Origin of the sequence: Nocardioides sp. LMS-CY, from assembly GCF_018732145.1 — a bacterium.
Lineage (GTDB): Bacteria > Actinomycetota > Actinomycetes > Propionibacteriales > Nocardioidaceae > Nocardioides > Nocardioides soli.
On sequence record NZ_CP076104.1, the window covers coordinates 1,573,961 to 1,586,801 of the forward strand.

Sequence of the window (12,841 nt, forward strand, 5' to 3'; positions counted from 1 at the left end):
GATTGCGCGAGCTGGTGCAATCTGGCGCCGTCTCGGGGGCAATCTGGCGCCAACTCGGCGTATCTCGGTTGCCCGCTCCTGAGAGAATGGGCGGATGGCCAGGGAGCAGGGGCGCAAGCTGATCGCGCAGAACAAGAAGGCGCGACACGACTACCACATCGAGGACACCTATGAGGCCGGCCTGGTCCTCCAGGGCACCGAGGTGAAGTCGCTGCGGATGGGGCGTGCCTCGCTGGTCGACGGGTTCGTGGACATCGACGGCCACGAGGCCTGGCTGCACGGCGTCCACATCCCGGAGTACTCCCAGGGCACCTGGACCAACCACGCCGCGCGGCGCAAGCGCAAGCTGCTGCTCAACCGGGTCGAGATCGACAAGATCGAGCGCCGGGTCAACGAGAAGGGCCTGACCGTCGTCCCGCTGTCCCTCTACTTCAAGGACGGCCGGGCCAAGGTCGAGATCGCGCTCGCGAAGGGCAAGAAGTCGTGGGACAAGCGCGCCGCGCTCGCCGAGCGGCAGGCCAACCGGGAGACCGAGCAGGCCGTCGGGCGCCGGCTCAAGGGCATGCGTGACTGACGAGTCGGTCGTTGAGGCGGTTGCGCAGCAACCGTCTCGACACCCCGACGTCGAGCAGGTACGCCGCTTCTGGCAGGCCCTCGACCTGCCGGGACTCTTCGACGTGCACGTCCACTTCCTGCCACCGAACATCCAGCGGGCCGTGTACGCCGTGTTCGACTCCGCCGGGCCGAAGATCGGCCGGGACTGGCCGATCCGCTACCGGCAGGACCATGCCGAGCGGGTCGAGATCCTGCGCGCGATGGGCGTGCGGCACTTCCCGACGCTGCCCTACGCGCACAAGCCGGGCGTCGCGGAGTACCTCAACGACTGGGCGGCCGGCTTCGCGGGCGAGGTGCCGGAGTCGCTGTGCTCGGCGACGTTCTTCCCCGAGGAGTCCGCGGCCGCGTACGTCGGCAAGCGGATCGCCGCCGGCGTCGAGATCTTCAAGGTGCACCTCCAGGTGGGGGAGTTCCACCTCGACGACCCGCTGCTCGACGAGGCCTGGGGGCAGATCGAGGACGCCGGCACGCCGGTCGTCGTGCACGCGGGCTCCGGGCCGGTCGGCAACGAGTTCACCGGGCCGGGCTCGACCGAGCGGCTGCTGCGCCGGTTCCCCCGGTTGCGGCTGCTGATCGCCCACATGGGTGCGCCGGAGTGTGCGGAGTTCCTCGCGCTCGCCGAGAGGTACGACGGCGTGCGTCTCGACACGACGATGGTGTTCACCGACTTCTTCCCGCCGTACCCGACCGAGCTGGTGCCGCGGCTGCGCGAGCTGGGCCACCGCGATGCCGGCAAGGTGCTGCTCGGCAGCGACTTCCCGACGATCCCCTACCCCTACGCCCACCAGCTCGAGGGGCTGGCCCGCCTCGACCTCGGCGACGACTGGCTGCGTGCGGTGTGCTGGCACAACGGGTCCGCGCTGTTCGACCGCTGACCCTCGTGGGTACCCGACAGGCATGAGCGAGGACCGCCTGTCGACGTACCGAGACAAGCGGGAGACCGCGGCCTCCGGGGAGCCCACCGGCTGCCGCCGGCGGGGCCATCCCAGCCCGATCTTCGTGGTGCAGCGACACGACGCGTCCAGCCTGCACTTCGACGTCCGGCTCGAGGTCGACGGCGTGCTGGCCTCCTGGGCGGTGCCGAAGGGTCCGTCGCTCGACCCGCGCGACAAGCGGCTCGCCGTCCAGGTCGAGGACCACCCGCTCGACTACGCCGACTTCGAGGGCCGGATCGGCGCGGGGTACGGCGAGGGCACGGTGATCGTCTGGGACACCGGCACCTTCGACAACGTGACCCAGCGCCAGGGCGAGCCGATCGCGCTGCCGGACGCCATCGAGGCCGGGCACCTCAAGGTCGTGCTGCACGGCGAGAAGCTCACCGGTGCCTTCGCGCTCACCCATACCAAGATGGGTGGCGACCCGAGGAACTGGATCCTGGTCAAGGTCGACGACGACGGCGCGGACCGGCGGCGCAGGCCGACCTCGACGCAGAACGAGTCCGTGCTCACCGGCAGGACCAACGAGGATCTCTGACCATGGGGTCAATCCAGGTCGAGGTGGAGCCGCAGCGCGTCGTCCACGGCATGGGTCAGTGGCACCGGAAGGCGGCCGACGCGCTGGATCAAGCGACGTACGTCGACCGAGCGCACCTGCTCGGCCTGTGCTTTGGAGTCCTGCCGGAGGCCGGTGTCCTCGGCGGGGAGCACGACGTGGAACGCGAGAACCGGGTCCAGCGTGGTCGTCGCCGGAACGACGGTGACCGTGCCCCGGGTCAGGGCGGCGGCACGCGAGTTGGCGTGATCGTTGCTGACCAGGACGCAGGGCCGGGACTTGCTGGCCTCGCTGCCGACGACCGGCTCGAGATCGACCAGCCACACCTGCTTCGGCGACTCGGGGGGACCGCGCTTCCACAACGGTGAGGTCATCGGCGTGACGTCGTACGGCTACACGGAGAACTGTCGCTACCTCGACGGCTACCAGCGGGTCGACATCGCCGGGGTCCAGGGCTGGCTGGCGGGGTTCCTCGGTTGAGGAGGCTTCCGGGCGGGCACGCCGGAGCGGGGGGAATACCGGCGTGCTCGCCCGGAGTTGAGCCACTAGACTGTGGTCGTACAACTCAAGAGGGGCTGATCGGTTTCGACTTGGGACGTTAGTTCCAGGGGAAGCGGGTCGAGGAGCCAGCGTCATCTCGTAAACGATCGCTGGAAACCAATAACTGCCAACGCTAAGCGCAGTTCCTTCGCTCTCGCCGCCTGAGCGGTGATCGAAGCGTCCACCCGGGTATCCGTCTCCGGCCCGGATGTGGGCGTCATCTAGGAGACTTGCCGGTCAACTGCTGTCGGGGTGGTTGATCGGGACTCAATCCCGACTGAGCCTGTCGGGGACGTGTCCGTGCGAGCCCCGGGGCCGAGAAATGCGATAGCACGGACTGCACCCGGAGAAGACCTGGTTCGACGCTCGAGGACCGGGGTTCGATTCCCCGCAGCTCCACCGCAGGCGTGCCCGCGTTCGCGGGCACCCACGTCGCGAAGAACGGCCCCACCCGCGCCAGCGGGTGGGGCCGTTCTTGCGTGCGCGAGATCCCCCAACCAGGGGGTTCGCCGGGATGACGCCGGCGCGGGATGTGACCCAGGTCATGGCGGACCTAACTTGAGGCACCGCCATGCGGAGGGCCGATCCTCCGCACCGACACGAGGAGTCCACGTGGGTTCGCGAAATAGCGTCACCGAGATCAACGAGTTGTTCGTCGAGGCGATGAACGCCGGCGACCTGGAGCTGGCACTGTCCTGCTGGGACGACGACACGGTGTTCCAGACCGGCCCGGGCGACGCACCCGTCAGCGGGCGACCGGCCCTGCGGGAGGCGCTGCAGGCGTTCATCGACACCAAGCCGCACCTGACCGTCGAGGAGGTGCACCGGGTCGAGGCGGGGGACGTCGTGCTGGTCGCCCTGAAGTGGCAGCTGACCGGCACCGGACCCGACGGTCAGCCCGTCGAGATGGGCGCGACCGACAGCAACGTCTTCTGCCGTCAGCCCGATGGGACCTGGCGCATCCGGATCGACAACCCCTTCCACTCGGCCCACATCGGCGGGTGAGATGACCCTCTCCGTAGCGCCCGAGAGGGCAGCCCTCGAGACGCCGGTGCCGCAGATCATCGGCGGCGAGGAAGCCATCGGCGCCGCGACCTTCCCCGCGATCGATCCGAGCACCGGGCGGGTCTGGGCCGAGGTCACCGCGGGTACGCCGGCCGACGTCGAACGAGCCGTCAGCGCGGCGGCGAAGGCGTTCCCGGCATGGCGGGCCACCTCGCTCGACGAGCGTCAGCGGCTGCTGTGGGCCGTCGCCGAGCGGCTGGGTTCCGGGGCCGAGGAGTGGCCGGTGCTGCTCGCCACCGAGAACGGGCGCCCGATCCGCGAGGCCGGACTGATCGACGTGCCGACGGCGGCGGAGATCTTCCGCTTCTTCTCGGGCGTCGTCCGGGACCTGCACGGGCAGACCGTGTCCTGCGGGCCCGGTGCCCACGTCGTCACGTCGCCACAACCGCTCGGCGTCGTCGCGGCGCTGGTGCCCTGGAACTCGCCGCTGATCTCGGTCGCGCACAAGCTCGCTCCCGCCCTCGCCGCCGGCAACACCGTCGTGGTCAAGCCGAGTGAGCTGGCATCGGTGAGCACCGTCGAGTTCGTCCGGATCCTGCAGGACGTGTTCCCGCCCGGCGTCGTCAACGTCGTGACCGGTGACGGCCCCGACGTGGGCCGCGCGCTCGTGTCCCACCCCGTCGTGGCGAAGGTGAGCTTCACCGGTGGCACCGAGACCGGTCGCAGCATCCTGCGCGACGTCGCCGGCCGACTCGCGCCCACGCTGATGGAGCTGGGTGGCAAGGGCTCGATGATCGTGTGCGCCGACGCCGACCTGGACACGGTGACCGAGGACGTGCTGACCGGCATCTTCGCGGCGAACGGCGAGGTCTGCTTCGCCTCGTCGCGACTCCTGGTGCACGAGTCGAGGTACGAGTCGCTGCTGGAGCGCGTGTGCGAACGTGCGGACCGGATCGCGGTCGGCGACGCCCTCGACCCGAGCACCCAGGTGGGCCCTCTCGTCAGCCGCGCCCACCGTGACCGCGTCGCGGCCCGGATCGCCGCCGCCGTGGAGGCGGGCGCGACGCTGCGGGCCGGCGGTGTGGAGCCGGACCTCCCCGAGCACCTGCGCGAGGGCTCCTACCTGCGCCCCACGGTGCTGGCCTCGCCGGCCGGCACGACCAGCGCGTCGTGCGAGGAGTTCTTCGGGCCGGTGCTCACGGTCGAGAGCTGGGCGGGCGAGGACGAGGTGGTCGACCGGGTCAACGGCGTCGCCTACGGCCTGGCCAACGGGGTCTGCTCCGCCGACCTGGCCCGGGCCTTCCGGATCGCCGATCGCCTGGAGTCGGGGATGGTCTGGATCAACACCTGGTTCGCCACCCCGCTGGGACAGCCCCAGGGCGGCGTCAAGGCGAGCGGTTTCGGCCGCGAGGGCGCTGCCGCGACCGTGCTCGAGTACACGACTACCAAGGTCGTGCACACGAGCCTCGATCCCACCCGACCGCCGATGTGGACCTGACCCCACCGTTCCGGCCCCGCCCGTACGACTACAAACCTAGTGCCATGCGTCAGAAGTTCTTGTGCGCTTCGCGCACACATGGCACGCACTCTGCGGCGTTGCCGTCGCTCGCGAGACAAGCGGGTATGGCGTCGCTCCGGCGCCTTGCAGCGCACGCACCCTGAGCACGCTAACCGTTCAACAACTTCCAACGCACGACACTAGGAGTGAATCGTGGACTTCCAGCTGGATCACCAGAGCCAGGAGCTCGCCGACCTCGGCGCCGCCCTGGCCGCCGACTTCGCGGCCAACGCCGCCACGCACGACCTCGAGGCGACGACCGCCGTCGAGCACCTCGACCGGCTCCGGGACGCCGACCTCTTCGGCGTGGCCCTCCCGCGGCACCTGGGCGGCCGCGGGGCGCGCACCACCCAGTGGCTGGCGTTCGTCGAGGCGCTCGCCCAGGGCGACGCGGCGACGGCCCTCGGCTTCAACATGCACTACGTCGCGACGCGCATCATCTCCACGCTCGACGCGGTCCCGGAGGAGACCAAGGAGCGGGTCGCGAAGCTCGTGCTCGGAGGCGCGCTGATCTGCGCGCCGCTCTCGGAGCCGGCGGCCTCGAGCCTGCTGCCCGCGACGTACCTGCCCTCGCTGTCGGCCCGCCGGGTCGACGGTGGCCTCGAGGTGACGGGGACCAAGATGTTCGCGTCGTACTGGGAGGCCAGCGAGTACGCCTTCATGTTCGCCCACCCCGAGGGCGACCCGGACCCGACGCGGGTGGTCGGCTTCCTGATGCCGACCGACCAGCCGGACGCGGTCACGGTGATCGACGACTGGGACACGCTCGGCATGCGCTCGACGCGGAGCAACCAGGTCAGGATCGACCGGGCGTTCGTGCCCGACGAGCTGGTGCTCTGCGAGTTCGACGACTTCCTCGGCAACTGGATCGTCGCGCAGGCGCACATCGCCTGGGGCGGCTACACCGGTTGCTACCTCGGCCTCGCCGAGGGCATGGTGAAGTGGCTGCAGACCTCGCTCAGCGGCCGGGCCGCGAAGGGCTTCGCCCAGCCGACCGGCTACCACCCGACCATCAGCAGCGCGATCGGGCACGCCTCGGCGCAGACCGAGGCGGCCCGGCTGCTGATGTACCAGGCGGCCTGGGAGGCCGACGAGCGCAGCGGCCCGAGCATCGCCACCTGCTACGCGTTCCTGCGCGCCAAGCTGATGGTCGGGACGGCGATCCACACCATCTCCACCCTGGGTACGACGGCCGGCGGGCTCAACTCGCTGATGCGCTCGCGCGGGTACGAGCGGATGCTGCGCGATGCCACGACCGGAGCGATCATGCCGCCCAACATGTTCGCGTGCGCCGAGATGTCCGGGCTGATCTCGATGGGGCTCGACCCGAGCCAGGCGCCGTCGCTGCAGGTCGCTCCATGATGGGCCTCGCGGAGCGGCGTACGTCGTACCGCGATCCGACCCGCGTCGAGCGCGACTTCCGGCGTGCCTGCGCGGAGTTCCCCACCGGCGTGACCGTGCTGACCACCACGGTGGACGGCGAGGACCACGGCAGCACCGTCAACGCGTTCTCCTCACTCACCGTCGACCCGCCGCAGGTGCTCGCGTGCCTGTCGAACACGTCGCGGACGCGGACGGCGATCGAGCAGGCCAACGTCTTCGCGGTGAATCTCCTGGCGGGCGGGCAGGCCGACATCGCGAAGCTGTTCGCCTCCAAGGAGGACGACAAGTTCGCCCGCATCCGGTACCGGCGCGCCGGGCTCGACGTACCGCTGATCGAGGGGGCCGTCGCGACGTTCGAGTGCCGGCTGGTCGAGAGCGTCGAGAGCTACTCGCACGCGATCCTGATCGGGGAGGTGCTGGACTTCTCGATCCGATCCGGCCGCGAGCCGCTGACGTTCTTCCGGGGCCGGATCGGTCGGGGCATCGCCGGCCCCGACGACTCCCGCGAGAACTGACTCGACCGCGGCCATGACGGGCTACGATCCTGGTCCAGACGCCGGCGGACCCGACGAGGAGCGGCGATGAGCGACTCTGGGTGGACGCCCGCGCGTGCCATGTCCCCGCTCCTCGCGGCGCAGCTGGCCTGCTTCTCGTCGCTCGAGGGGATGCTCCAGCACTTCCTCGACGGCGCGGACCGGTGGCTCGGCGCGTTCGCGGTCGGGATCTACGTCCACGACAGCGTCACCGGGCGTCCGGCGATCGCGCAGGTGCGGGGGCTCGGGAGCTACTACGCCCAGAGCTACGAGCTGTACGGGCGCGACCACGATCCGGTCGTCCAGACCGCGGTCGAGCGGCTGCAGGTCTGCGACAGCGACTCCCTGATGCCGCAGGCCGAGTGGCAGCGTCTCCCCATCGTGCGCGACGTTTTCGGCCCGCACGACATGGCACGGGTGCTGTGCGCGCCGTTCGTCCACGACGGCGCGGTCGTCGGCACCCTGAACCTGGCGCGGCACGAGGACCAGCCTCCGTTCGAGGAGGCGGACCGTGAGCTCGCGAAGACCGCCGCCGCCGTCCTGGGCGTCTCGGTCTCGGCCATCAACGGACGGGTCTCGCTCGAACGCGAGCGCAGCCAGCTGCGGGCGGCCTTCGACCGGTCCCGCACCGCCGTGGTGCTGACCGACATGACGGCGGCGCGGCGCCACTTCAACGCACCCGCCGCCGAGCTGATGGCCAAGCACCGGGTCGGCGCTCGCGAGCTGGAGGGCATGCTGCAGTGCGAGGGCCCGTCGTCCGCGCGCTCCTGGGACGTCGTGGACGACGAGGGCCGGGACACGACCATCACGGTCACGTCGCAACGGGTTCCCGAGAGTCCGGACGTGGTGATCTCGGTGCTGCGCACCGACGACCCGGCCCGGCGCGCCCTGGACCCGGCCGTCCGGGCGGCGCTGACCCAGCGCGAGGCCGAGATCGCGATGAACGCGCTCCGGGGGAAGTCCGACGCCGAGATCGCGGAGCTGCTCTGCCTGAGCCCCCACACGGTCAAGCACCACGTCAAGTCGATCCACGCCAAGCTCGGCGTGCACAACCGCGCCCAACTGCTCGCGCGCCTGATGTAGCAGGTCGGGCCGGACCGTCGGCCCTCCTGACGCGTGTGGGCCCGGGTCTGGGGTGGGCCGGTCCGAGCGAGGGCCGCCCATCGGTCTCGGCGGGTCGCGCCGGATCGGATCAGGGTCCGGATCAGGCGTCACACCGGTACCGCTGCTCCCACCTGCCGACCGCCGAAACCCGCGACGGCCGGACGCCACGGCCCCACGGATCCAGCAGGAGACCGTCAGTCGTGCTGCTCGGTGACGTCCAGGTCGCGCGGGGTCAGCCAGAAGACGACGCCGGCGATGGCCACCAGGAACACCCCGCCGACCAGGCCGGTCACCTCGAGGGCGTGGGTGAACTCGGCGGAGGCCGCCGTCGCCAGGTCGGGGAGGCCGGCCCGGTCGGCGATGCCGACGGCGTTGCCGATCGAGTCTCCGGCGGTCTCGGCGAGCTCGGCCGGGAGCCGGCCGAGGACCGGATGGCCGTCGAGGCCGGTGCGGTAGACGATGGCGGCGAGGCTGCCGAGGAGGGCGACGCCGAGCACGTTGCCGAAGTCGTAGGAGACCTCCTCGATCGCGGCCGCGTTGCCGGCCCGGTCCTCGGGCGTGCTCGACATGATCATCGCCGAGCCGAGGGCCAGCGCGCCGGTCCCGGCGCCGACCAGCACCAGCGCGACGTACACGGCCGTGTGGGAGAGCTCGCCCGGGGTGAGCTGCAGCCAGGCCATGCCGACGCCGGTCATGGCGAGCGAGCCGGCGAGGACCGCGCGGACGCCGAGGCGCCGGGCCAGCCACGGCGCGAGCAGCGAGGCGACGGCGCCGGCGAGTGCGGACGGGACGAGCCGGAGCCCGGCCTGGATCGGGCTGAGCCCGTCGACCAGCTGCAGCCACTGCGCGATCAGCAGCATCGCGGCCGCGAGCGCCAGCGTGGACCCGAGGGCGGCGACGACGCCGGCGGTGAACGGTCGCCGGAGGAACAGGCGCAGGTCGAGGAACGGCTCGGGGGAGCGCAGGCAGCGGCGCACGAACGCCGCGAGCAGGGCGACGCCGACGGCCAGCGCCAGCCAGCCCGTCGGTGCGGCCAGGCTCTGCTCCTTCGCGAAGTGCTTGAGCGCCCAGACGAGCGCGACCATGCCGACGAGCGACTGGCCGGCCGCGGCGAGGTCCCAGGTCCCGGGCCTCGGGCTGCGGGACTCCGGCAGGATGAGGAGACCCGCCATCAGGGCGATCGCCATCAGGGGGACGTTGACCAGGAAGGCCGAGCGCCACGAGAAGTGCTCGAGCAGCGCGCCGCCGACGAGCGGTCCGATGGCGGCGCCGATGCCGGCCACCGAGGCCCAGATCGCGAGGGCGGTCGCGCGCTCCCGGGGGTCGCGGAAGACCGAGCGCAGCAGCGACAGCGTGGTCGGCATGATCATCGCGCCGCCGAGGCCGAGCAGCGCCCGGATCGCGATCACGTGGGCGGCGGTGTCGGCGACGAGGACCAGCGCGGAGGCGATGCCGAAGAGCAGGTACCCCGCGAGCAGCATCCGCTTGCGGCCCCATCGGTCGCCGATGGCGCTCACCGAGACCAGCATGCCGGCGAGGACGAGGGAGTAGCTGTCGACGATCCACAGCAGCTGGGTGGCCGACGGCTGCAGGTCCTCGGCCATGTCGGGGATGGCGATGTTGAGGATCGTCAGGTCCATCACGATGACCAGGAGGCTCGCCGACAGCACGGCCGCGGCCGACCAGCGGTGCCGCTTCGAGAGCTCCGGCGGCGGGCTCGCCTCGGTCCGGTACGACGTGGACCCGGTCACGACGGCTCCCCTCCGCTCAGGGTGAGCAGCGCCCGGATCGCGTCCGTCAGCTCGTCGACGCCGAGCGGGGTGTCGTGCAGGGCGGCGTGCCAGGTCGCGCCGTCGGCGTACATCGAGACGGCGAGGGCGGCCGCGGCGCCGATGTGGGGCGACAGCATGGCGGTCACGTCGGCGGTCCACTGCCGGGCGAGGTGCTGCAGCGTCGGGTCGAGGACCACCGCGGAGCTGAGGACGACGTCGGAGCGCAGGGCGGCCTCGTCGGTCAGGTAGGCGTGCAGCCAGGTCGCGATGGCGGCGGCGATGTCGCCGGTGTCGGCGATCGCCACGGCGAGCGAGGCCAGGTCGGCCTCGAGGTCCTGCGCCATCCGCTCGAGCGCGGCCGCGCGCATGTCCTGGAGCGAGTCGAAGTACTGCGTCGTCGACCCCAGGGGCACCTGCGCGCGCGTGGCCACGCTGCGGTGGGAGAGCCCGGCCGGACCCTGCTCGGCGACGATCTCGGCCGCCGCGTCGACGATCGCCTGCTTGCGCGCGACGGGGTCCCGCCGGCGCCGGGTCGGCTCGGTCATCAGGTGCTCCACTCGTTTCTGTACGTCTGTACATGTACAAACGTACAGGAATCTGGGGAGGAGCTCCTCATCGTCGCCGGGTCGGCCGCTCAGGGCGTGATCGGCCCGCCGCGCACCTCGGTGCTGATCTGGTCGGCGTCGAGGACGGCGAGCGCACCCTCGAGCACGTCGGAGTCGTAGACGCCGTCGCTGCGGGCGTCGAGCAGGGTCTCGCGCATCTGCTCGATGACCAGCAGTCGCAGCGTCCGGTACTCCTGGTCGTGATCGCGCGCGGCCAGCCAGCCCTCGGCGTCCTCCGGCACCGCGACCTGGGCGCGCACCCGCGCCACCACGGCCGGGTCGTACGGCGCGCCGTCCGGGCGCGCGAGCCCGGGATCGTCGAGGGTGGCGAGACCCGCGTCGGCGAGCTCGGTCAGCAGCCGCACCCGCTCGTGGGCGTGCGAGCTCTCGAGCCCGGCGAGGCCGAGCCGGCGCACCAGCCAGGGCAGGGTGCCGCCCTGCACCACGAGCGTGCCGGCAGCGACGACGAAGGCGATCATCACCAGCAGCGAGCGGTGCGGCGTGTCGTGCGGCAGGGTCTGCGCCGCGGCCAGCGTCACGACGCCGCGCATGCCCGCCCAGACCAGCACCGTGCCCTCGCGCCAGCCCATCGGCGCGCCGGTGAGGTAGTCGATGTCGGCCATCGACCGGCGCACCCGGGTCCGGACCCGCTCGCTGCGTCGGGCGACGTGCGCGGCGCGCCCCTGCTGCGACTGGGCCGGCAGGTCGCCCTCGTCGAGCCGCACCTGCCAGTCCTCGAGATGGCCGCGGAACGCGGCGTACCGCCCGGCCCTGCGGTGCAGCGCCCACAGCAGGGGTACGACGTACACGGCGCGCACCGCGATCACGATGGCCGCGGCAGCGGCGCCGACCCAGATCGCGTGGCCGGTGATGCCGTGCTCCTCGCGGACGTCCTGGACGAGTCCGTCGATCTCCAGGCCCATGAGCAGGAAGACCCCGCCCTCGAGCAGCAGCTCGATCGTGCGCCAGTTCTGCTCCTCGGCGAGTCGGTGCTGCGGCGTGAGATAGCGGGGCGCGGCCTGGCCGGTGTAGAGCCCGGCCGCGACCGCGGCGACCAGGCCGGAGGCGCCCAGGTGCTCCACCGGCAGGTAGGCGACGAAGGGCACCGCGAACGAGATCGCCGTGTTCACCGCCGAGTCGGTCACGTTGCGGCGCACGACGAGGTTGAGGCGCCCGACCGCCAGCCCGACGGCGATCGCGATCGCGACGGCGACCACGAACTCGGCGGCGACGCCGAGCAGCGAGACGCTCGCGCCGGTGGCGGCGATCGCCGAGCGCAGCAGCACGAGCGCGGTGGCGTCGTTGAGCAGGCTCTCGCCCTGGAGCACGGTGACCACCCGCGACGACACCCCGAGCCGGCTGACGATCGTGGTCGCCACCGCGTCGGTGGGGCTGATGATCGCGCCGACCGCGATCCCGGTGGCCAGGTCGATGCCCGGCACGGCGTGGTCGAGGAAGAACCCGATCGCCACGGCGCTGACCACGACGAGCACCACCGAGAGTCCGCTGATGGCGCGCAGGTCACGGCGGAAGTCCATCGCCGGCATCGAGACCGCGGCCGAGTACAGCAGCGGCGGCAGCACGCCCATCAGGATCCACTCGGGCTCGATCTCGATCTCCGGCACGAACGGCAGCAGGCTGATCGCGACGCCGACGAGCACGAGCACCAGCGGTGCGGCCACGCCGAGCCGCGGCGCGAAGGCCGTGACCGCGGCGATGCACAGCACCGCTCCCACGCCGAGAAGTGCGACGTCCATGGGGTTCCTCCGATCGCTGGGCCGGCGGCGGGTCGACCGTTAGCCTTGCCTGCCATGGTGGCCGGGGTCGAGTGCGTGTTCTGCGCGATCGTGGCGGGAGACGTGCCCGCCGACGTTGTGCTCGACGAGCCCGACCTGGTCGCGTTCCTCGATCGCCGGCCGGTCTTCAAGGGGCACGTGCTGCTGGTGCCGCGGGTCCACGTGGTGACGCTGCCCGACCTGCCCGCCGAGCTCCGCGACCCGTTCCTGGGTGCGGCCCAGCGGCTCGCCACGGCGGTGACCGACGGCCTCGGCGCCCAGGGCAGCTTCGTCGCGATGAACAACGTCGTGAGCCAGTCGGTGGCCCACCTGCATCTGCACGTCGTGCCCCGCACCAAGGGCGACGGGCTGCGTGGGTTCTTCTGGCCGCGCACGACGTACGCCGACGGCGAGGCCGCCGACTACGCCGCGCGGCTGCGCGCCGTGCTCGGGTGACCCG

The 12,841-nt window shown here is 71.7% G+C and carries 13 protein-coding genes and 1 other RNA gene; 10 read left to right on the top strand and 4 right to left on the bottom strand.

Features of this window, described 5'->3' with window-relative positions; all coding sequences use genetic code 11:
* Positions 1-94 precede the first annotated feature (94 nt).
* Genes smpB through KM427_RS07525 form a run of 3 tightly spaced genes read left to right on the top strand, consistent with a single transcriptional unit; the run spans position 95 to position 2,088 of the window.
* Positions 95-574 (top strand): SsrA-binding protein SmpB, encoded by a 480-nt coding sequence (smpB, locus tag KM427_RS07515; RefSeq protein WP_183591061.1) that lies wholly within the window; start codon positions 95-97, stop codon positions 572-574.
* Entirely contained in the window at positions 567-1,490 is a 924-nt protein-coding gene (locus KM427_RS07520; RefSeq protein WP_215526818.1) for an amidohydrolase family protein, read from the top strand. Before smpB ends, KM427_RS07520 begins: the two co-directional genes overlap by 8 nt.
* A gap of 22 nt (positions 1,491-1,512) precedes the next feature.
* The gene (locus KM427_RS07525; protein WP_215526819.1) at positions 1,513-2,088 is read left to right on the top strand and encodes a DNA polymerase ligase N-terminal domain-containing protein; all 576 of its coding nucleotides are present in this window, start codon (positions 1,513-1,515) and stop codon (positions 2,086-2,088) included.
* 8 nt (positions 2,089-2,096) lie between these two features.
* On the opposite strand, the gene KM427_RS07530 is transcribed toward KM427_RS07525, so the two are convergent.
* The gene (locus KM427_RS07530; protein WP_215526820.1) at positions 2,097-2,480 is read right to left on the bottom strand and encodes a type II toxin-antitoxin system PemK/MazF family toxin; all 384 of its coding nucleotides are present in this window, start codon (positions 2,478-2,480) and stop codon (positions 2,097-2,099) included.
* A gap of 197 nt (positions 2,481-2,677) precedes the next feature.
* On the opposite strand from KM427_RS07530, the gene ssrA reads away from it, so the two are divergent.
* The 6 genes from ssrA to KM427_RS07560 all read left to right on the top strand — a co-directional run bounded on the left by ssrA (position 2,678) and on the right by KM427_RS07560 (position 8,208).
* Positions 2,678-3,048: a transfer-messenger RNA gene (gene ssrA / locus KM427_RS07535) on the top strand.
* A gap of 210 nt (positions 3,049-3,258) precedes the next feature.
* Positions 3,259-3,651 (top strand): YybH family protein, encoded by a 393-nt coding sequence (locus tag KM427_RS07540; protein WP_183591058.1) that lies wholly within the window; start codon positions 3,259-3,261, stop codon positions 3,649-3,651.
* Between the two features lies 1 nt (position 3,652).
* Positions 3,653-5,149, top strand: coding sequence for an aldehyde dehydrogenase family protein (locus KM427_RS07545; protein ID WP_215526821.1), 1,497 nt, complete (start codon positions 3,653-3,655; stop codon positions 5,147-5,149).
* A 213-nt stretch (positions 5,150-5,362) separates the two neighbouring features.
* Positions 5,363-6,571, top strand: coding sequence for an acyl-CoA dehydrogenase family protein (locus KM427_RS07550; protein ID WP_183591056.1), 1,209 nt, complete (start codon positions 5,363-5,365; stop codon positions 6,569-6,571).
* A complete protein-coding gene (locus tag KM427_RS07555) occupies positions 6,568-7,107 on the top strand; it encodes a flavin reductase family protein (RefSeq protein WP_183591055.1) in 540 nt (179 codons plus the stop codon). Before KM427_RS07550 ends, KM427_RS07555 begins: the two co-directional genes overlap by 4 nt.
* 66 nt (positions 7,108-7,173) lie before the next feature.
* The gene (locus KM427_RS07560) at positions 7,174-8,208 is read left to right on the top strand and encodes a LuxR C-terminal-related transcriptional regulator (RefSeq protein WP_183591054.1); all 1,035 of its coding nucleotides are present in this window, start codon (positions 7,174-7,176) and stop codon (positions 8,206-8,208) included.
* Positions 8,209-8,423: 215 nt separating this feature from the next.
* On the opposite strand, the gene KM427_RS07565 is transcribed toward KM427_RS07560, so the two are convergent.
* The 3 genes from KM427_RS07565 to KM427_RS07575 all read right to left on the bottom strand — a co-directional run bounded on the left by KM427_RS07565 (position 8,424) and on the right by KM427_RS07575 (position 12,363).
* Positions 8,424-9,980 carry an MFS transporter gene (locus tag KM427_RS07565; RefSeq protein WP_252275136.1) on the bottom strand — a complete coding sequence of 519 codons (1,557 nt, stop codon included), beginning with the start codon at positions 9,978-9,980 and terminating at the stop codon, positions 8,424-8,426.
* Positions 9,977-10,546: a TetR/AcrR family transcriptional regulator gene (locus KM427_RS07570; protein WP_215526822.1), complete on the bottom strand. Its 570-nt coding sequence runs from the start codon at positions 10,544-10,546 to the stop codon at positions 9,977-9,979. The genes KM427_RS07565 and KM427_RS07570 overlap by 4 nt, the downstream gene beginning before the upstream one ends.
* 89 nt (positions 10,547-10,635) lie before the next feature.
* The gene (locus tag KM427_RS07575) at positions 10,636-12,363 is read right to left on the bottom strand and encodes a cation:proton antiporter (RefSeq protein WP_215526823.1); all 1,728 of its coding nucleotides are present in this window, start codon (positions 12,361-12,363) and stop codon (positions 10,636-10,638) included.
* A gap of 54 nt (positions 12,364-12,417) precedes the next feature.
* Here KM427_RS07575 and KM427_RS07580 point away from each other — a divergent pair, with 54 nt between their 5' ends.
* Positions 12,418-12,837, top strand: coding sequence for an HIT family protein (locus tag KM427_RS07580; protein WP_215526824.1), 420 nt, complete (start codon positions 12,418-12,420; stop codon positions 12,835-12,837).
* Positions 12,838-12,841: the final 4 nt, after the last annotated feature.